We start from the raw sequence: 18,084 nt of genomic DNA on the forward strand, positions 1-18,084 counted from the left end.
CGATCTTTTGATCTGGCTTGTAACCGCCAAAGTCAAAAGATCGCAGCCTGCGGCAGCTCCTACAGGAGGATGCATTCCAACTGTGGGAGCTGGCTTGCCAGCGATGGGGTTGGTTCAGGCGATAGAGATCAACCGGCCAGCAACCAGGCGCCAGTCACCGCCGAAGCAGCACCCGCCACTCGCACCAAGGGTGCAGCAGCCTGAGGCAGGACGCGAACCAGCGCATAACCCGCCGCGTGCAGCGCCGCAGTCGCAACCACGAAACCGGCGGCATACGCCCAAGGGCTGCTCATGTCCGGCAGTTCCAGACCATGGGCCACACCGTGGAACAGCGCAAACAGCGCCGTTGCGGCCACCGCCATCACCAGCGGCGGACGCACCGCCAGCGCCACCGCCAGGCCCAGCGCCAGTACCGACGCGGCAATCCCGCTTTCCAGCGCCGGCAGCTCCAGCCCTTCAAAACCGAGTAGGCCGCCGATCAGCATGGTGCCGACGAACGTGCACGGCAGCGCCCAACGCGCCGCGCCTTGTTGCTGCGCGGCCCACAGGCCGACCGCGACCATCGCCAGCAAGTGGTCGAGGCCGCCGATCGGGTGGCTGATGCCAGCGACCAGACCGTTGTCGCCGTGGCCCGGGTGGGCGAAGGCGAGGGCTGGGGTCAGCAGCAGCGCCACGGCGCCGAGAATGCGTTTGAGTGTCATGGATAAGCTTCCTTGTTGGTCAAAAAGTCAGGCGGCGTTCAGCAGGCCCTGGCGTTCGATGAAGGCGATGATCTCTTCCAGGCCCTGACCGGTTTTCTGGTTGCTGAAGACGAATGGCTTGCCGTTGCGCATGCGCTGGGTGTCGCTGTTCATCATTTCCAGCGAAGCACCGACCAGCGGCGCCAGGTCGATCTTGTTGATCACCAGCAGGTCGGACTTGCAGATCCCCGGCCCGCCCTTGCGTGGCAGCTTGTCGCCGGCGGAGACGTCGATCACGTAAATGGTCAGATCCGACAGCTCCGGACTGAAGGTCGCCGACAAGTTGTCGCCACCGGATTCCACCAGAATCAGATCCAGCCCCGGAAAGCGCCGGTTCAGTTGATCGACCGCTTCGAGGTTGATCGAGGCGTCTTCGCGGATTGCCGTGTGCGGGCAGCCACCGGTTTCCACGCCGATGATTCGCTCGGGTGCCAGCGCTTGGTTGCGCACCAGAAAGTCGGCGTCTTCGCGGGTGTAGATGTCGTTGGTGACGACGGCCAGGTTGTAGCGATCACGCAGCGCCAGGCACAGGGCCAGGGTCAATGCGGTCTTGCCGGAACCGACCGGGCCGCCGATGCCGACGCGCAGGGGTTGTGTGTTCATGTGCTTCTCCAAGATGACAGGCCCTAAGAGCGAAACAGACGGCTGTACTGGCGCTCATGGGCCATGCACGCCAGGGACAGGCCGAACACGGCGCTGCCGATGTGTTCGGGATGGATGCGGGTGGCGTCCTGCTGCGCCTGTTGCACCAGCGGCAGCAGTTCGCTGGTCAGGCGCTGGGCGGCTTGCTGGCCCAGCGGCAGGGTTTTCATCAATACCGCGAGCTGGTTTTCCAGCCAGCTCCACAGCCACGCGGCGAGGGCGTCCTGCGGGCTGATCTGCCAGGCGCGGGCGGCGAGTGCCCAGCCGAGGGCCAGGTGCGGTTCGGCGCATTGCTCAAGAAAGCGGCGGGCCGGCGCGTCGAGTTCCGGCAAACCGTTGAGCAATTGCTGCAGCGAGTAACCCATCTGCCGGCTCTCCAGATGCAACTCGCGAGTCTCGCGGCTGGCGCGGTGGGTTTCGCAGAGATGCAGCAACTCGGGCCAGTTTTCCTCGGCGGCCGCCTGACAATGGGCGAGCAACAACGGCGCTTCGAAGCGGGCGAGGTTGAGCAGCAACTGATCGCTGATCCAGCGCCGGGCGCTGTCCGGGTTGTTCACGCGGCCGTTATCCACCGCCATTTCCAGGCCTTGCGAATAGCTGTAGCCGCCAATCGGCAGTTGCGGACTGGCCAGGCGCAGCAGCGCCCAGGCCGGATTCACAGGCGTACGCCGAACTGATGGAGTTTGGGCGCGTAGTTGAAATCTTCGTCGCCGTGTCGCGAATGATGATGGCCGCCGCCGTAGGCCCCGTGTTCCGGCTGGAACGGCGCTTCAATCGCCTCGACCTGTGCGCCAAGCTGTTCAAGCATGGCTTTGAGCACATAGTCGTCGAGCAGGCGCAGCCAGCCATCGCCGACTTGCAAGGCGACGTGGCGGTTACCCAGATGATAGGCGGCGCGGGTCAGTTCGAAAGCATTGGCGCAGGTGACATGCAGCAGTTGCTCGGGGCGGGCGCAGACGCGAACGATGCGGCCGTCCTCGGCCTGCAGGCATTCGCCGTCATATAACGGTGCCTGACCGCGCTCCAGAAACAACCCGACGTCTTCGCCATCGGCACTGAAACAGCGCAGACGGCTTTTGCTCCGCGCTTCGAAGGTCAGGTGCAACTCGGCGGACCAGACAGGTTGAGGGTCGATTCTGCGATGAATCACCAGCATCGGAAAGCTTCCAGCAGTGGACTTATAAGGAGGGCTAGAGCAAGGGGCTTGCCAACCGGACGAGATGTAGGAAATCCCTGTCGGAGCGTAGAGGATGTTTCAAGATGTTGCAGAATTTTGGAAGGTTTTGGTGCGTGAAGATTTTTACATGCACCAATTTGTAGCCAATAAAAAAGATCGCAGCCTTCGGCAGCTCCTACAGGGAATGGGTGTAGGAGCTGCCGAAGGCTGCGATCTTTTGTTTTTTACTCGGTACTGCCCAGCCCTTGCCAGTGCTTGAGGCCGATAAAGATGAAGCGCAGTTGCTGGGTGATTTTCGCCTGTGGCGTCAGATGTTCCGGCAGGGCTTCGGCGGGCGGGTCGATGATGTCCGGCAGGGTGGCGAATACCGATTTGACAATCAGGTCGGCGATCACGCTCAGCCCGGCAGCGTCCAGATGTTGCAGCTTGGGCATCAATGTCAGGTCGGCGGCGAGGTCGGCGCTAATGTTCTCGCGCAGACGGCCAATCGCCTGACGCACCGGCTGCGAGCCGCCGTATTGCTCGCGGGCGAGAAACAGGAACTGCGAACGGTTGGCGCTGACCACGTCGAGGAAGATCCGCACCGATGCATCGATGATGCCGCCCATGACGAATTCGTTGTGGCGGACCAGGCGGATGGTCTCGCGGAAGGTCTGGCCGACTTCACTGACCAGCACCAGACCGAGTTCGTCCATGTCGGCGAAATGCCGGTAGAAACCGGTGGGCACGATGCCGGCGGTCTTGGTCACTTCGCGCAGGCTCAGGCTGCCGAATCCTCGGCCGCTTTCCATCAAATGGCGGGCAGCGTCCATCAGGGCGTTGCGGGTCTGTTGTTTCTGTTCGGCGCGGGGCAGCATCGCAAAGGCGTTTTCTTAGGCAGGACAAGCGCCGCACTCTAGCAAATCGGCTTTGCTGGCGTCGAACGGCAGGGGGAGGGAGGTGAGCGGGGAAACGGGTTTTTGCGGATTGCAGTGCTGAAAAAATCAAAAGCCCAATCCGCTGATTGGGCTTTTTTTCCAGGCCGCCATGGGCTTAGCTCAAGGCGCTGTTGCGTTCGATCACACGGTCACCACCGCCTTCGGCAACGGCCTGGCCCAGTGGGGTTTTATCGAAACCGTCTTCGGCGAGGGTCTGACCTTGTGGGGTACGGTCACCGCCACCTTCAGCGAGGGTTTGGCCCTGTGGAGTGCGGTCGCCGCCATCGGATGCCAGAGTCTGACCTTGTGGCGTCTTGTCATAGCCGTCTTGCACCAGACCTTTCTCTTCCAAGCGATCACGGCCGCCTTCTGCTACAGCCTGGCCTTGTGGAGTCTTGTCGTAGCCATCTTGTACCAGGCCTTTTTCTTCCAGACGATTGCGGCCGTTTTCAGCCAGGGTCTGACCTTGTGGAGTGCGGTCGCCACCGTCAGAAGCAACAGTCTGGCTGAACACCGAGTGGCTGGTTTTTACTTGTGGGGTAGCCTGATCGGCAGCAGGCAGGGCGAAAGCAGTGCTGGCTAGCATCGACAGGGTAAGGCTGAGCAGTAATTGGCGTTTCATGATGGGTTGCTCCTTGGGAGGGCGATAAAGTGGGTACGAAGCCAATGCTACTCTCGATAAGTCGATATAAAAGTTCATAAACGCAATGGTAATAATCAACAGAATTGATTGTTCTGCCGAGGCGCTCTAGCTCGGGCGTTTGCGGACCGTGGTTTTGCACCGCCGTGGGTATTTTCGACTCACTCGCGCCTCGCAAATGTGCGGGTGGCGGTAACGCTGTTCGACCGATCGGTCAGCATTCGGGCGATTTTTTGCCACGGAATCTATATTCCGATTAAACCTGCGCACTGTTTGCCAGTCGTAGATTTCATGAGGGCCGCTTTGGCCCGCCGTTTCAGCTGTGCGTCGCGAAGTCGGCGTGCGGTCGTCATCAGGAGTTTTGTGCATGACGCGCACCGGAAAAATCTTCAGTTGGACCTTCGCCATCCTCGTACTGCTGCTGGCGGTACTGGTTCTGATCATCGTGTTCTTCGACTGGAACCGGATCAAACCGCCACTCAACGCCAAAGTCTCGGAAGAACTGCATCGACCGTTCGCCATCAATGGCAACCTCGCGGTGATCTGGCAGCGCGAGCCGGAAGAGGGCGGTTGGCGGGCCTGGGTGCCGTGGCCGCACGTGGTGGCTGAGGACCTGACGCTGGGCAACCCGGACTGGTCGAAGCAGCCGCAGATGGTCACGCTCAAACGCGTGGAACTGCGCATCTCGCCGCTGGCCCTGCTGGCGCAACGGGTGACGATCCCGCGTATCGACCTGACCGAACCCAACGCGCAATTGCAACGCCTGGCCGATGGCCGCGCCAACTGGACCTTCAAGTTCGACCCGAAAGACCCGAATGCCGAACCCTCCAACTGGGTGGTGGACATCGGGGCGATCGGCTTCGACAAGGGCCACGTCACGCTGGATGACCAGACGCTGAGAACCAACCTCGACGTGGTGATCGATCCGCTGGGCAAGCCGATTCCGTTCAGCGATATCGTCGGTGACAAAGCCGCGAAGACTGCCCAGGACAAGGGCGCCGCGCCGCAGGACTATGCATTTGCGCTGAAGGTCAAAGGCCAGTACCACGGCCAGAATCTCACCGGCCAGGGCAAGATCGGCGGGTTGCTGGCGTTGCAGGACGCGAACAAACCGTTCCCGCTGCAGGCCCAGGCGAAGATCGGCGCCACCAGCATCGAACTGGCCGGCACCCTCACTGACCCGCTCAACCTCGGTGCCCTCGACCTGCGCCTGAAACTGGCCGGCGCCAGCCTCGGCAACCTCTATCCACTGACCGGCGTGACCCTGCCGGATACGCCGCCGTATTCCACCGACGGTCACTTGATCGCCAAATTGCATGACGCCGCCGGGGCGAAATTCACCTACGAGCAGTTCAACGGCAAGATCGGCGGCAGTGACATTCACGGCGATCTGACCTACGTCGCCAGCCAGCCACGGCCCAAGCTCAGCGGTGCGCTGCTGTCCAATCAACTGCTGTTCGCCGACCTCGCGCCGTTGATCGGCGCCGACTCCAATGACAAGCAAAAGGCCCGCGGCGGCGAGAGCAAACAACCGACGGACAAAGTGCTGCCAGTGGAAGAGTTCAAGACCGAACGCTGGCGCGCGATGGACGCCGACGTCGAGTTCACCGGCAAGCGCATCGTCCACAGCGAGAAGCTGCCGTTTACCGACCTCTATACCCACCTGAAACTCAACGATGGCGAACTCAGCCTTGAGCCGCTGCGCTTCGGTGTGGCGGGTGGCAATCTGGATGCGCAGATCCGCCTCAATGGTCGCGCCGAACCGCTGGAAGGCCGGGCGAAACTGACCGCGCGCGGCTTCAAGCTCAAGCAGTTGTTCCCGACCTTCGAGCCGATGAAAACCAGCTTCGGTGAACTCAATGGCGACGCCGACATCAGCGGTCGCGGCAACTCGGTGGCCAAGCTGCTCGGCGGCGCCAATGGCCAGTTGAAGATGCTGATCAACGACGGTGCGATCAGCCGTGAGCTGATGGAACTGGCCGGTCTCAACGTCGGCAACTATGTGGTCGGCAAGATCTTTGGCGACAAGGAAGTGAAGATCAACTGCGCGGCGGCGGACTTCGACATCAAGACTGGCCTGGCGACCACGCGGCTGTTTGTGTTCGACACCGAGAACGCCATCATCTACATCGACGGCACGGCGAACATGGCCACCGAGCAACTGGACCTGACCGTAACGCCGGAATCCAAGGGCTGGCGCCTGATTTCGCTGCGTTCACCGTTGTACGTGCGCGGCAAGTTCATCAAGCCGGATGCTGGCGTGAAGGCCGTGCCGTTGATGCTGCGTGGGGCGGGGATGGTCGCGCTGGGCGTGATTGCCGCACCCGCGGCGGGGCTGCTGGCGCTGGTGGCGCCGAGCGGTGGGGAGCCTAATCAGTGCGCGCCGCTGCTTGAGCAGATGAAGGCGGGCAAGGCGCCCGTGACCGTCAAGCCATCCAAGTAAATCTTCAGCGTCTGTAAAAGCGTCATCGCGAGCAGGCTCACTCCTACAGGTACAGCGCAAAAATTGTAGGAGTGAGCCTGCTCGCGATAGCGGTATCGAAGGTTCAGAGGTCTTTCAGAATGTCGGCCATGTCATCCGCATGCTCTTCTTCCTGGGCGAGGATGTCTTCGAAGATGCGCCGGGTAGTGGGGTCTTTTTCGCCGATGTACTGGATGATCTCGCGGTAGCTGTCGATGGCGATCCGCTCGGCCACCAGGTCTTCGTAGACCATTTCCTTCAAGGTGTTCCCGGCCACGTACTGGGCATGGGACATTTTCGACAGCAGGTCCGGATTGAACTCCGGCTCGCCGCCCAGTTGCACGATGCGCTCGGCCAGACGGTCGGCGTGTTGCGCTTCCTGGGTTGCATGTTCGAGGAATTCTTCGGCGGCCACGTGAGCTTTCACGCCGTTGGCCATGAAGTAGTGACGTTTGTAACGCAGGACGCAGACCAGTTCGGTGGCCAGCGATTCATTGAGCAGGCGCAGCACCTCGTCACGGTCGGCGCTGTAGCCCTCGGTTACCGCGCCGTTCTCGACGTGCTGTCGTGCGCGCTCGCGCAGGGTTTGTACATCAGACAAATGCAGGTCATCGCTCATTTCGATCTCCAGGAGGCTAATCCAATGGGCGCCACGCTCTACAGGCGTGATCGCATACCCTGGTTGTGAGTCCTGCGCGATGGAAAAAGTTTTATGAGATTTACGCCGTGCCCCCTGTAGGCGCTGGCGAAGGCTGCGATCTTGGCGTCAGCCCGGACAACACGGCCTCCTCCTGTAACCAGGCAAAAAACGCCCGCACCGGCGGATGCCGCTCGCGCCCTGGCACACACAACGCGCTGTACCCGGCACCATCGACCTGCACCTGCCCCTTGTACGGCACCAGCAAGCCGCTGGCGACGCTTTGCGAGACCAGAATATTGCTCGCCAGTACCAGACCTTGCCCGGCAATCGCCGCTTGCAGGGCGTAATGCTCTTCGTCGTATTCACGGATCGCCGGATGCTGATTCAGCCAGTGCTCACCCGAGCGGGCGCACCAGGCTTCCCATCCGTGGGCATACAGCTTCGAGTTGTGCCAGCGCACGCTGATCAGCGCCGGCGTGCGCCGGGCGGCCAGCGCCACCTGCTCCGGCGAGCCGTACACACCGAAGGACTCATCGAACAGGCAGAGGCCGTAGAGATTGGGGTAAGTGTCGAGGCTGTAGCGCAGCACCAGATCGACGCTGGCGTCCTGATGCAGGTCGATGACTTCGCAGTGGGTATCCAGGCGCACGTTGATGTTCGGGTGTTGCGCATAAAAACGCCCGAGGCGCGGCACCAGCCATAGCGCGGCAAACGCGGCGGTGGTCGACAGCGTCAGGCTGCTGCCACTGCGTTGCGGACGCAGGGTGTCGACGCTTTGCGCCACTTCCAGCAGCGCGCCGTGGAGGCTGCGAAACAGCCGCTCGCCGCCCTCGGTCAGGCGCACCTGACGCGGCAAGCGTTCGAACAGGGCGACGCCGAGCCAGTCCTCCAGCGTACGGATCTGATGAGAAATTGCCGTGGGCGTGACCGACAGTTCTTCCGCGGCGGCCTTGAAACTCAGCAGGCGCGAAGCGGATTCGAAGGCGCGCAGCGCGGTCAGCGGCAACGAGGCGAACATTGAAAACTCCATGGATGAAATGAATTCATTCCGACTGATTTTTGCTCATTTGAAGGAACGCGGCCGCGCGCTTCAAGCTGCAAGCCACAAGCCGTTTGATTCTAGTCCGGAGAAAATACAGATGAGCAAAATTCTTGCGATCCATGCCAGCCCACGGGGTGACCGTTCGCATTCACGGCGCCTGGCGGAAAGCTTTCTCAGCGCCTGGCAAGTGCGCCATCCCCAGGCGCAGGTCACCCGTCGAGAAGTCGGACGGGCGCTGATCCCGCCGGTCAACGAAGCCTTTGTCGCGGCTGCGTTTCATCCTGAACCCGAGGCGCGTCCACTGTCGATGCAGGCCGATCTGGCGCTCAGCGATCAGCTGGTCGGCGAGTTGTTCGCTCACGACCTGCTGCTGATTTCCACGCCGATGTACAACTTCAGCGTGCCCAGCGGCCTCAAGGCCTGGGTCGATCAGATCGTGCGCCTGGGCCTGACGTTCGACCACACTTTGGACAACGGCGTGGCCCAGTACACCCCGCTGCTGCAGGGCAAGAAAGCGCTGATCGTCACCAGTCGCGGCGGTTTCGGCTTCGGCCCCGGTGGTGAGCTGGAGGCCCTGAATCACGCCGATCCATGGCTGCGCACGGCGTTGGGGTTTGTCGGTGTCAACGACGTCACCGTGGTCGCGGCCGAGGGCGAAGAGTCGGCCGAGCGCACCTTCGCGGTGTCGGTGGCCGAGGCCGAGCAGCGTTTGCTCGACCTCGCCCGGGTGTTCTAAATGGCCTGGCTGTTCCTGCTGATCGCCGCCGGCTTCGAGGTGACTTTCGCCATGGGCATGAAGTACGCCGAGGGCTTCACCCGCCTGTGGCCGTCGCTGATCACGGTGGTGGCGGCGATTGGCGGGATCTACTTCCTGACCCTGGCGATGCGTGAATTACCGGTGAGCATCGCCTATCCGATCTGGACGGCCATCGGCTCGCTGGGCACGGTGTTTCTCGGCTTTGCCCTGTTGGGCGAGAGCCTGACCCTGATGAAACTGCTGTCGGTGGGGCTGATTGTGGCGGGGGTGGTGGGCCTGAAGTAGGCTGGTCGTGGAGTTGTCATCATCAGAGAGGATGCTTGGCGGGCGTTTTGCACGTCCGGCATCCACTCACGACCACAAGGATGTTTGCCCATGTCACAAGGTACGGCGACACGTTATCCACTGGTGCTGGTGCCGGGCATGCTCGGGTTTATCCGGCTGCTGCTGTATCCGTACTGGTACGGGATCATCAAGGCCTTGCGCCGTGGCGGGGCGACAGTGATTGCGGTGCAGGTGTCGCCGCTCAACTCCACCGAGGTGCGCGGCGAGCAACTGCTGGCGCGCATCGACGAGATTCTGCGCGAGACCCGCGCTGCCAAGGTCAATCTGTTCGGTCATAGTCAGGGTTCGCTGACCGCCCGTTATGCCGCCGCCAAACGGCCGGATCTGGTCGCTTCGGTGACGTCCGTGGCCGGACCCAATCATGGTTCGGAACTGGCCGACTATCTGCAGCAACACTACCCGGCGAACACTGCCAAGGGTCGTCTGCTCGAAGCGCTGCTGCGGATTGTCGGCTGGCTGATGGCGTTGCTGGAAACCGGTTACCACGGGCCGAAACTGCCGGTGGATATCCACGCCTCGCACCAATCGCTCACCAGCGAAGGGGTAGCGCTGTTCAATCAGCGTTATCCACAGGGCCTGCCCGAAACCTGGGGCGGACACGGGCCGGAAGAGGTCAATGGCGTGCGTTATTACTCGTGGTCGGGGACGTTGCAACCGGGCAAGACCGATCGCGGCGGCAACCTGTTTGACGGCACCAATCGCAGCTGTCGGCTGTTCGCGAAAACCTTCGTGCGCGAGCCGGGGCAATGTGACGGGATGGTCGGGCGTTACAGCTCGCACCTGGGTACGGTGATTGGTGACGACTATCCGCTGGATCACTTCGACATCGTCAACCAGTCGCTGGGGCTGGTGGGCAAGGGCGCGGATCCGGTGCGGTTGTTTGTCGAGCATGCGGCGCGGCTGAAGGCTGCCGGCGTTTAACCTGCTTTTTGTGGCGAGGGAGCTTGCTCCCGCTGGACTGCGCAGCAGGCCCCGGCTTTAAAAGGGGCCGCTTCGCGCCCCAGCGGGAGCAAGCTCCCTCGCCACAGGAATTTGTCAGGCAACGCTGATTTTACGGCCCAGCACCGTGGTCCAGCGCTCCGACAGAATCACCCCACCCAACGTCAACACCCCACCCACCAGGTGATACATCGCCAACTGCTCCTTCAACACCACCGCCGCAATCAGCGCGGTAATCACCGGCAGCAGGTTAAAGAACAACGTGGTACGGCTCGGCCCCAGACGCTGCACGGCCTGCATCCACGCCAGCGGCGCGAGCATCGAGGCCAGCAGGCACGCATACAGCACCAGTGGAATGTTTTGCGCGGTGAAACCGGTTTTCGGCGAGGCGGCGTACAGCGGAAACAGCACCACAATCGCCACCAGCACCTGCAGGTACAGCAACACCAGCGGCGGCAGGCGTAGCTGCCATTTTTTCAGCAGGGTGCTGTAGATCGCGTAGGCCAGGGTGGCGATCAGCATCATCGCGTCACCCAGGTTCACCCCGTGTTGCAGCAGCGCGCCGAGGCTGCCGGAGGACACCACCACCAGCACCCCGGCGAACGACAGCACTGCGCCGAACAGTGCACCGGCAGTCAGACGCTGGCCGAGGCTGATGATCGCCATGGCCAGCGACATCAATGGCATCAGCGACAGGATGATGCCCATGTTGGTCGCGGTGGTCAGGGTCGCCGCAAAGTAGGCCAGGCTTTGATAGACCGCCATGCCCAGCACGCCGAGGATGAAGATCCTGCCCAGGTTGGGGCGGATCTGCGGCCAGTGCGCGATCACCGCTTTGAGCATGAACGGCGTGAACAGCAGGCCGGCGAGCAGCCAGCGGTAGAAACCGATCTCGGCGGGGAAGATCGCCCCGACCGCCAGTTTGTTGATCACGGTATTGCCGGCCCAGATGAAAATCGCCAGCAGGGGAAACGCGTATTGCATGGGTCAAAACCAGAACGTTGATGAACGCTGATTATCCCCTGTCTGGATGCAGGCCTATACTGCGAACCGGACAACCTGCCTCTGCAACCGGACAGCATGAACAGTAAACACATCGATCTGCTGGATTTCAGCGAACTGCCGTCAGCGGTGTACTTCCGCTACGCCGACTTCAACGCCCATGAGTACGCCGCGCCGCACCGCCATCCGTGGGGCACGCTGGAGTACGCGGCCCACGGTGTGCTGCACATGGACGTCGACGGCAGTCGCTTCATGTCACCGCCGCACTACGCGGTGTGGGTGCCGCCGCAGGTCGAGCACAGTTTCTACAGCCATCAGCCGGTCAACTATCGTGCGGTGTGCCTCGATCCCAAGGTCTGTGTCGATCTGCCGACGCGCGCTTGCACCCTGGCGATCAGCGATATCCTCAAGGCGATTCTCAAGGACTTCGCCGCCCGCGATGTGAAAATCCCCGAACTCGACGCCGACCAGCGTCTGGCCCAGGTGCTGGTCGATCAACTGCAACAGGCGCCATTACACGAGTGTTATCTGCCGTATGCGAGCCATCCCGGGTTACTGGCGATTCTCGATGCGTTGCAGGCCGATCCGGGCAACAACCAGCCGCTGGCGCACTGGGCGGCGCAGGTGCACGTCAGCGAGCGCACGTTGGCCCGGCAGTTCGTGCGTGAGCTGGGCATGAGTTTTGGCGAATGGCGTCAGCGCCTGCGTTATCTAGCGGCCATCGAGGCGCTGGAAAGTACCCGCAGTGTGCAGGAGATTGCCTTCGATCTCGGTTACAGCAGCGGCTCGGCCTTCATCGCCATGTTCGCCCGGCAGGCCGGGTGTACGCCGGAGCAATATCGACGTAGCCATCTGGAGGGCAGGAAGGTGTAACAAGATTTGGCTACACTCCGGCAGAGGCCGCATCCATCGGTGCGGCGACAAGGAGAAAACTCCATGAAGATGTTGCGTGTGCCTTTGTTGATGATCGGTCTGCTCCTGTGTTCCCAGGGTTTCGCCGCCACGGCGCAACAGAACAAAATGACCACCTGCAATGCTGACGCTACCGCCAAGAGCCTCAAGGGCGACGAGCGCAAGACTTTCATGAGCACCTGCCGCCGCCAATGACGGCAAAGTGCTGACCCCGCAGCAGGAGAAAATGAAAACCTGCAATGCCGACGCGAAAACCAAGGCGCTGACCGGCGATGCGCGCAAGACCTTCATGAGTGATTGCCTGAAGAAAAAATAAGATCAAAAGATCGCAGCCTGCGGCAGCTCCTGCATGAGATCGCGATCCTGTAGGAGCTGCCGCAGGCTGCGATCTTTTCGGCGCGACCAGGATGCGGGGCATCTACTCGCTTCGGCGCCGGATCGCTGGCAGACTGCCAATCCTTTTACGCCGTTCGTTTTGAGGCTGTATGCCAACGTTTTCTGAGCGTCATGTTGTGTTCTGGGTCAGTTGCATCATCATTTGTGGCGGTCTGCTGCTGGCGTTGCCGCTGCGCTTGTTGCCCAGCCTGCTGGCCGGTCTGCTGGTGTTCGAACTGGTCAACATGCTTACCCCGCAACTGCAACGGCTGATCGAAGGCCGGCGTGCGCGCTGGCTGGCGGTGGCGCTGCTGGGCACTTTGGTGGTCAGTGTGCTGGCGCTGATCTTTGCCGGCGCCATCAGTTTCCTGCTGCACGAAGCGGAAAATCCGGGCGCCTCGCTCGACAAATTCATGGGCGTGGTTGACCGCGCGCGCGGGCAACTGCCGCCATTCCTCGATGCCTACCTGCCGGCCAGCGCTGCGGAATTTCGCGTGGCGATCGGCGAGTGGGGCAGCAAGCACCTGTCCGAGCTGCAACTGGTGGGCAAGGACGCCGCGCACATGTTCGTCACCCTGCTGATCGGCATGGTGCTGGGCGCGATCATCGCCTTGCAGCGCGTGCCGGACCTGACCAAGCGCAAACCGCTGGCCGCCGCTCTGTTCGACCGTCTGCACCTGGTGGTTCAAGCCTTTCGCAACATCGTCTTCGCGCAGATCAAGATTTCCCTGCTCAACACCTTCTTTACCGCGATTTTCCTGGTGGTGGTCCTGCCGCTGTTCGGCATCAAGCTGCCGCTGACCAAGACCCTGATCGTCCTGACCTTCCTGCTCGGCCTGCTGCCGGTGATCGGCAACCTGATGTCGAACACGCTGATCACCATCGTCGGCCTGTCGCTGTCAATCTGGGTGGCGGTGGCGGCGCTGGGCTATCTGATCTTTATCCACAAGCTCGAATACTTCCTCAACGCGCGCATCGTCGGCGGGCAGATCAGTGCCAAGTCGTGGGAATTGCTGCTGGCGATGCTGGTGTTCGAAGCCGCGTTCGGCCTGCCGGGGGTGGTGGCGGGGCCGATTTATTACGCGTATTTGAAGAGTGAGTTGAAGCTGGGCGGGATGGTTTGATCCGATAACTGTGTTGCCTTAACTGACGCCATCGCTGGCAAGCCAGCTCCCACAGGATTGATACCGCTTTCGAAAGCGGCGCAGAACCTGTGGGAGCTGGCTTGCCAGCGATGGGCGCAACGCGGTCTTGGATCAGTTCATGGCGCCGTAGCGCTTCATCGCCTCGATCGCCAGACCACTGCCAATGCTGCCAAAGATATTCCCTTCCACATGTCGCGCATTCGGCAGCATCGCCGAGACGCTGTTGCGCAGCGCCGGAATGCCGCTCGAACCGCCGGTGAAGAACACCGTATCGACCTGCGCGACCGACACGTTGGCATCGTTCAACAGCTGCGTGACGCTGCCGCGCACGCGTTCAAGCAAGGCGTCGATCGACGATTCGAACAGGGCGCGGCTCAGTTCCACGCTCAGGCCCGGCTCGATACGGTCCAGCGGCACGTGGCGGCTGTCGGCGTGGGTCAGCTGGATCTTGGTTTCTTCGACTTCCATCGCCAGCCAGTGCCCGGCGCGCTGCTCGATCAGCTTGAACAGACGGTCGATACCGCCGGTGTCTTCGATGTCGTAGCGCATGCTACCCAGCGCCAGGGTGGATTTCTGCGAGTACACCGAGTTGATGGTGTGCCAGGTCGCCAGGTTCATGTGGTGGCTGGTCGGCATGTAGGCGCCGCTCTTCATCCGGCTGCCGTAGCCGAACAGCGGCATCAGGCCTTGCAGGCTCAGCTGTTTGTCGAAGTCGGTCCCGCCGATGTGCACGCCGCCGGTGGCGAGGATGTCATCGTGGCGGTTGTCCATGCCGCGACGCTCGGGCGACAGGCGCACCAGCGAGAAGTCGGACGTACCACCGCCGATGTCGACGATCAGCACCAGCTCTTCTTTTTCGATGGTCGACTCGTAGTCGAATGCCGCAGCGATCGGTTCGTACTGGAACGACACGTCTTTGAAGCCGAGTTTGCGCGCCACTTCCCCCAACGTGTCTTCGGCTTCCTGGTCGGCCAGCGGGTCGTCATCGACGAAGAACACCGGGCGGCCCAGCACCACTTGTTCGAACTCCCGACCGGCGGCAGTTTCGGCGCGGCTCTTGAGCTGGCCGATGAACAGCCCCAGCAAGTCCTTGAACGGCATCGCGGTGCCGAGCACGCTGGTGTCGTGCTTGATCAGCTTGGAACCGAGCAGGCTCTTGAGCGAGCGCATCAACCGGCCTTCGTAGCCTTCCAGGTATTCGTGCAGCGCCAGACGACCGTACACCGGACGGCGCTCTTCGATGTTGAAGAACACCACCGACGGCAGGGTGATCTTGTCGTCTTCCAGCGCGATCATCGTTTCCATGCCGGGGCGCAGCCAGCCGACGGTGGAGTTGGAGGTGCCGAAGTCGATGCCGCAGGCACGGGCTGGAGAGGCGTTGTTCATGTCTTTCGGGTTCCGGTCAAAAAACGGCCGCGCAGTGTATGTCAGTGCGCGGCAGATTCGAAGGCCGGTCATCTGCTATTTCACGACTAAGCTTCTTGAAAGTCGCAGCTTCGCCCCAAACTTGCTGGCATGGGCCGGCAGACATACCGGCGGTCGCAAGAACCGTCGTCCACTGCCGATAAACTTCTGCTGCGCCACCCGGTCACAAAGTTGAGATCGGTCAACCCGGCACGCGCGAATGAGCGCATGCTGGCCTCGGCGCGAAATCGATAACGGATGGTGATTCCTTCGATGGACTTCAAAGACTATTACAAGATACTCGGCGTGGAGCCGACAGCGGACGACAAGGCGATCAAGGCTGCCTATCGCAAGCTGGCGCGCAAATACCACCCCGATGTCAGCAAGGAAAAAGACGCCGAGGCCAAGTTCAAGGACGCCTCGGAAGCCTATGAAGCGCTGAAAAGCGCCGACAAACGCGCCGAATACGACGACCTGCGCCGCTATGGCCAGCACGGTCAGCCGTTCCAGGGCCCACCGGGCTGGCAGAGCCGTGGCGGCTTTGGTGGCGGCGGTGGCGACACCGGCGATTTCTCGGACTTCTTCAGTTCGATCTTCGGCAATCGCGGCCCCGGTTTCGGTGGCGGCGAGGGTCGGCAATCACGCAGTGCAGGGCGCCGAGGGCAAGACGTGGAAATGGAACTGCCGATCTTCCTCGAGGAAACGCTCTCGAATGAATCGAAGAAGGTCACCTTTCAGGTGCCGCAATACAACGCCAACGGTCAGCACGTCAGCAATACCAGCAAGAGCCTGAACGTGAAGATCCCGGCGGGCGTGACCGACGGCGAGCGTATTCGCCTCAAAGGCCAGGGCGCACCGGGCATCGGTGGCGGGGCCAATGGTGATCTGTACCTGACCATTCGCTTTGCGCCGCACCCCAAATTCGATGTCGAAGGCGAAAACCTGATCATCACGTTGCCATTGGCACCTTGGGAGCTGGCGCTGGGCGCCGAAGTGGCCGTGCCGACCCTGACTGGCAAGATCAACCTCAAGGTTCCGGCCGGGAGTCAGAACGGCCAGCGCATGCGCGCCAAGGGCCATGGTTTGAAAAACAAGGCCGGTGAGCGCGGTTACCTGTTCGTGCAGCTCAAGGCCGTGATGCCGAAAACCTCCGACGACGAGGTCAAGGCGCTGTGGCAGGAACTGGCGAAGAAAGCCGCGTTCAACCCGCGAGAGAACTTCTGAACCCGACGACGGAGTAGCCCATCATGAGCAGCCCCCTGATCGTTCAACTGGACATGGCAGAATTCTGTGAGGCGGCCGATCTGTCGGACGTCTACGTGATCGAAATCGTCGAACACGGCATCCTCGAACCTCAGGGCGCGCAGCCCCGGGAATGGCGGTTCACCGACTACGAGCTGAGCCTGGCCAAGCGCGCCGCGAAGTTGCGGCGCGAGCTGGAGCTGGAGTGGGAGGGCGTCGCGCTGGCACTGAATCTGCTGGAGGAAGTGCATGAGCTGCGGGCGGAGAACCGCATGCTCAGGCAGCGCTTGGGGCGGCTGGTGGTCGAATAGGTTATCGGTGGTATTGGCCGGCCTCATCGCTGGCAAGCCAGCTCCCACAAGGAACCCTGTCGTACACAAAGTTTGTATTCGACGCCGGACCTGTGGGAGCTGGCTTGCCAGCGATGAATACTCCGTAGATTTCCCTGCTTAAACCTTTCTCGGCAACACCACACTGAACAGCGTGCCGTCAGCCCCGCTCGAGCTGACATCGATCGTCCCGCCATGGGCGGTCACCACTTCCTTGACAATGAACAAGCCCAATCCGAGGCTGGTCGACGGCTGCCCGAGTTCTTCGTCGGCGCTGCGTACCAACGGGTCGAAAATGGTGCCGATAGCCTCTTCGGAAATCGGTGTGCCGTAGTTGTGCACCGACAGGCACACGCAGTCGTCCTCGCCACGCAGATCGAGGGTCACGTCACGCTGGCTGGCACCGTGCTGCAAGGCATTGCCGATCAGGTTCTGCAGTAACTGGTCGATTCGCCCGGCGTCCCACACGCCGCGGGTGTCACCGTGCACCGTGAGCCTGGGATCGGACTGCGGATGGCCGGCGCAGGCTTCGGCAATCGCTGCGCGCGCGGCAACCGCCAGGTCCATCGGCGCCGGTTCGATCGGCAGGCTACGGCCCAGGCGACTGCGCACCAGTTCCAGCAGGTCGCTGACCATCGACGCCATGTGCCGCGCACCGCGCTTGATGTGCAGGGCGCAGGCCAGTGCATCGCCCTCAAGGCTGGATTTGCGCAGCAGCAGTTCGGTGGACATGCTCACCGCCTGCAGCGGCGCGCGCAGGTCATGGCCGAGGATGGCGAGGAAAATGTCCCGCGAGCGATTGACCTGCTCGGCGTAGGCCGCAGTGGATTCGGCGAGGGCTTCGTCGATGGCTTCGTTGAAGCGGATCATGTCCTGGAAATAGGTCATGTCCGGCGATTCAAGGCTGTTGACCCACAGGCGGATCACACAGGCGCGCAAATGGCGGAATTCGCTGGTCATCTGCACCAGGTCAAAACCCACGGTGTGGCGCAATTCGCCATGGCTGGCGCCGGCCTCGTCCAGGCTCGGGGTCTTTTCCGGGCCCTCGCCCTTGGCTTTGGCAGCCTGTTCGGCGGGGCTTTGCGGCTTGTTCATGTCGCGGGCGGCGGCCCGCAGAATCTCGCTGGCGTGATCGCGCAGCGCAGTGGAATCCAGATAGTCGGCGGCCGGCGTGATGGTCGCGGCGAACTGTTCCCACTCATCGACGATAGGGTCGATATTGGCCACGATGAACTCGGAAAGACGCATGGGCAGTTCCTGAAAAAAGGCGGAGCGAATCGAATATTAGTCCCTTTGGCGGGAAATACACGACCGTTTGCACGGTGCTTTTCCAGCACCATGAAAAAGGCCCCGGGATCGTGCGCAAGACACGAAC

Annotated in this window: 19 protein-coding genes and 1 pseudogene; 9 read left to right on the plus strand and 11 right to left on the minus strand. The window is 61.9% G+C overall.

The window, feature by feature from the left end; all coding sequences use genetic code 11:
* Positions 1–128: 128 nt before the first annotated feature.
* From ABV589_RS17980 to ABV589_RS18005, 6 genes are all read right to left on the minus strand, one after another.
* Positions 129–701 (minus strand): HupE/UreJ family protein, encoded by a 573-nt coding sequence (locus ABV589_RS17980; RefSeq protein WP_367082836.1) that lies wholly within the window; start codon positions 699–701, stop codon positions 129–131.
* 27 nt (positions 702–728) lie between these two features.
* Entirely contained in the window at positions 729–1,343 is a 615-nt protein-coding gene (gene ureG / locus ABV589_RS17985; protein ID WP_329698829.1) for an urease accessory protein UreG, read from the minus strand.
* 23 nt (positions 1,344–1,366) lie between these two features.
* Positions 1,367–2,041: an urease accessory protein UreF gene (locus tag ABV589_RS17990; protein ID WP_367082838.1), complete on the minus strand. Its 675-nt coding sequence runs from the start codon at positions 2,039–2,041 to the stop codon at positions 1,367–1,369.
* Positions 2,038–2,538 carry an urease accessory protein UreE gene (gene ureE, locus ABV589_RS17995; protein WP_003221180.1) on the minus strand — a complete coding sequence of 167 codons (501 nt, stop codon included), beginning with the start codon at positions 2,536–2,538 and terminating at the stop codon, positions 2,038–2,040. Before ureE ends, ABV589_RS17990 begins: the two co-directional genes overlap by 4 nt.
* Before the next feature lie 245 nt (positions 2,539–2,783).
* Complete coding sequence (locus ABV589_RS18000) at positions 2,784–3,416, minus strand: TetR family transcriptional regulator (protein ID WP_027613541.1); 633 nt, start codon at positions 3,414–3,416, stop codon at positions 2,784–2,786.
* 175 nt (positions 3,417–3,591) lie between these two features.
* Positions 3,592–4,098: a hypothetical protein gene (locus ABV589_RS18005; RefSeq protein ID WP_367082840.1), complete on the minus strand. Its 507-nt coding sequence runs from the start codon at positions 4,096–4,098 to the stop codon at positions 3,592–3,594.
* Between the two features lie 385 nt (positions 4,099–4,483).
* Between ABV589_RS18005 and ABV589_RS18010 the strand changes: the two genes are divergently transcribed.
* Positions 4,484–6,559 (plus strand): AsmA family protein, encoded by a 2,076-nt coding sequence (locus ABV589_RS18010; protein ID WP_367082842.1) that lies wholly within the window; start codon positions 4,484–4,486, stop codon positions 6,557–6,559.
* Between the two features lie 103 nt (positions 6,560–6,662).
* Here ABV589_RS18010 and ABV589_RS18015 read toward each other — a convergent pair whose 3' ends face one another.
* Both ABV589_RS18015 and ABV589_RS18020 read right to left on the minus strand, forming a co-directional pair.
* On the minus strand, positions 6,663–7,196 hold the full coding sequence (locus ABV589_RS18015; RefSeq protein WP_108592651.1) for a ferritin-like domain-containing protein: 534 nt from the start codon (positions 7,194–7,196) through the stop codon (positions 6,663–6,665).
* 100 nt (positions 7,197–7,296) lie between these two features.
* Positions 7,297–8,247, minus strand: coding sequence for a LysR substrate-binding domain-containing protein (locus ABV589_RS18020; protein ID WP_367082844.1), 951 nt, complete (start codon positions 8,245–8,247; stop codon positions 7,297–7,299).
* 109 nt (positions 8,248–8,356) lie between these two features.
* Here ABV589_RS18020 and ABV589_RS18025 point away from each other — a divergent pair, with 109 nt between their 5' ends.
* The 3 genes from ABV589_RS18025 to ABV589_RS18035 all read left to right on the plus strand — a co-directional run bounded on the left by ABV589_RS18025 (position 8,357) and on the right by ABV589_RS18035 (position 10,282).
* Positions 8,357–8,995 (plus strand): NAD(P)H-dependent oxidoreductase, encoded by a 639-nt coding sequence (locus tag ABV589_RS18025; RefSeq protein ID WP_367082846.1) that lies wholly within the window; start codon positions 8,357–8,359, stop codon positions 8,993–8,995.
* Complete coding sequence (locus tag ABV589_RS18030) at positions 8,996–9,301, plus strand: multidrug efflux SMR transporter (RefSeq protein WP_329698823.1); 306 nt, start codon at positions 8,996–8,998, stop codon at positions 9,299–9,301.
* Positions 9,302–9,391: 90 nt separating this feature from the next.
* Positions 9,392–10,282 carry a triacylglycerol lipase gene (locus ABV589_RS18035; RefSeq protein ID WP_367082848.1) on the plus strand — a complete coding sequence of 297 codons (891 nt, stop codon included), beginning with the start codon at positions 9,392–9,394 and terminating at the stop codon, positions 10,280–10,282.
* Between the two features lie 114 nt (positions 10,283–10,396).
* Here ABV589_RS18035 and ABV589_RS18040 read toward each other — a convergent pair whose 3' ends face one another.
* Positions 10,397–11,284: a DMT family transporter gene (locus ABV589_RS18040; protein ID WP_367082850.1), complete on the minus strand. Its 888-nt coding sequence runs from the start codon at positions 11,282–11,284 to the stop codon at positions 10,397–10,399.
* A 96-nt stretch (positions 11,285–11,380) separates the two neighbouring features.
* Between ABV589_RS18040 and ABV589_RS18045 the strand changes: the two genes are divergently transcribed.
* From ABV589_RS18045 to ABV589_RS18055, 3 genes and pseudogenes are all read left to right on the plus strand, one after another.
* Positions 11,381–12,175 carry a helix-turn-helix transcriptional regulator gene (locus tag ABV589_RS18045; RefSeq protein ID WP_367082851.1) on the plus strand — a complete coding sequence of 265 codons (795 nt, stop codon included), beginning with the start codon at positions 11,381–11,383 and terminating at the stop codon, positions 12,173–12,175.
* Positions 12,176–12,238: 63 nt separating this feature from the next.
* A pseudogene (locus tag ABV589_RS18050) lies at positions 12,239–12,530 on the plus strand (PsiF family protein).
* A 169-nt stretch (positions 12,531–12,699) separates the two neighbouring features.
* On the plus strand, positions 12,700–13,713 hold the full coding sequence (locus tag ABV589_RS18055) for a hypothetical protein (protein WP_367082853.1): 1,014 nt from the start codon (positions 12,700–12,702) through the stop codon (positions 13,711–13,713).
* 132 nt (positions 13,714–13,845) lie between these two features.
* Here ABV589_RS18055 and ABV589_RS18060 read toward each other — a convergent pair whose 3' ends face one another.
* Positions 13,846–15,120, minus strand: coding sequence for an Hsp70 family protein (locus ABV589_RS18060; RefSeq protein ID WP_367082854.1), 1,275 nt, complete (start codon positions 15,118–15,120; stop codon positions 13,846–13,848).
* Between the two features lie 291 nt (positions 15,121–15,411).
* Here ABV589_RS18060 and ABV589_RS18065 point away from each other — a divergent pair, with 291 nt between their 5' ends.
* Together ABV589_RS18065 and ABV589_RS18070 are read left to right on the plus strand one after the other, a co-directional pair.
* Entirely contained in the window at positions 15,412–16,362 is a 951-nt protein-coding gene (locus ABV589_RS18065) for a DnaJ C-terminal domain-containing protein (RefSeq protein WP_367082855.1), read from the plus strand.
* A gap of 23 nt (positions 16,363–16,385) precedes the next feature.
* Positions 16,386–16,691 (plus strand): chaperone modulator CbpM, encoded by a 306-nt coding sequence (locus tag ABV589_RS18070; protein ID WP_003221201.1) that lies wholly within the window; start codon positions 16,386–16,388, stop codon positions 16,689–16,691.
* 138 nt (positions 16,692–16,829) lie between these two features.
* On the opposite strand, the gene ABV589_RS18075 is transcribed toward ABV589_RS18070, so the two are convergent.
* Positions 16,830–17,957, minus strand: a complete 1,128-nt coding sequence (locus ABV589_RS18075) for a sensor histidine kinase (protein ID WP_367082857.1) — start codon at positions 17,955–17,957, stop codon at positions 16,830–16,832.
* Between the last annotated feature and the right edge of the window lie 127 nt (positions 17,958–18,084).

Source organism: Pseudomonas sp. HOU2 (assembly GCF_040729435.1).
Lineage (GTDB): Bacteria > Pseudomonadota > Gammaproteobacteria > Pseudomonadales > Pseudomonadaceae > Aquipseudomonas.

Coding starts and splice junctions, on each gene's coding strand:
- ABV589_RS17980 (WP_367082836.1), bottom strand. CDS start 701: ATGACACTCAAACGCATTCTCGGCGCCGTGGCGCTGCTGCTGACCCCA.
- ureG (WP_329698829.1), bottom strand. CDS start 1,343: ATGAACACACAACCCCTGCGCGTCGGCATCGGCGGCCCGGTCGGTTCC.
- ureE (WP_003221180.1), bottom strand. CDS start 2,538: ATGCTGGTGATTCATCGCAGAATCGACCCTCAACCTGTCTGGTCCGCC.
- ABV589_RS18000 (WP_027613541.1), bottom strand. CDS start 3,416: ATGCTGCCCCGCGCCGAACAGAAACAACAGACCCGCAACGCCCTGATG.
- ABV589_RS18005 (WP_367082840.1), bottom strand. CDS start 4,098: ATGAAACGCCAATTACTGCTCAGCCTTACCCTGTCGATGCTAGCCAGC.
- ABV589_RS18010 (WP_367082842.1), top strand. CDS start 4,484: ATGACGCGCACCGGAAAAATCTTCAGTTGGACCTTCGCCATCCTCGTA.
- ABV589_RS18015 (WP_108592651.1), bottom strand. CDS start 7,196: ATGAGCGATGACCTGCATTTGTCTGATGTACAAACCCTGCGCGAGCGC.
- ABV589_RS18020 (WP_367082844.1), bottom strand. CDS start 8,247: ATGGAGTTTTCAATGTTCGCCTCGTTGCCGCTGACCGCGCTGCGCGCC.
- ABV589_RS18025 (WP_367082846.1), top strand. CDS start 8,357: ATGAGCAAAATTCTTGCGATCCATGCCAGCCCACGGGGTGACCGTTCG.
- ABV589_RS18030 (WP_329698823.1), top strand. CDS start 8,996: ATGGCCTGGCTGTTCCTGCTGATCGCCGCCGGCTTCGAGGTGACTTTC.
- ABV589_RS18035 (WP_367082848.1), top strand. CDS start 9,392: ATGTCACAAGGTACGGCGACACGTTATCCACTGGTGCTGGTGCCGGGC.
- ABV589_RS18040 (WP_367082850.1), bottom strand. CDS start 11,284: ATGCAATACGCGTTTCCCCTGCTGGCGATTTTCATCTGGGCCGGCAAT.
- ABV589_RS18045 (WP_367082851.1), top strand. CDS start 11,381: ATGAACAGTAAACACATCGATCTGCTGGATTTCAGCGAACTGCCGTCA.
- ABV589_RS18055 (WP_367082853.1), top strand. CDS start 12,700: ATGCCAACGTTTTCTGAGCGTCATGTTGTGTTCTGGGTCAGTTGCATC.
- ABV589_RS18060 (WP_367082854.1), bottom strand. CDS start 15,120: ATGAACAACGCCTCTCCAGCCCGTGCCTGCGGCATCGACTTCGGCACC.
- ABV589_RS18065 (WP_367082855.1), top strand. CDS start 15,412: ATGGACTTCAAAGACTATTACAAGATACTCGGCGTGGAGCCGACAGCG.
- ABV589_RS18070 (WP_003221201.1), top strand. CDS start 16,386: ATGAGCAGCCCCCTGATCGTTCAACTGGACATGGCAGAATTCTGTGAG.
- ABV589_RS18075 (WP_367082857.1), bottom strand. CDS start 17,957: ATGCGTCTTTCCGAGTTCATCGTGGCCAATATCGACCCTATCGTCGAT.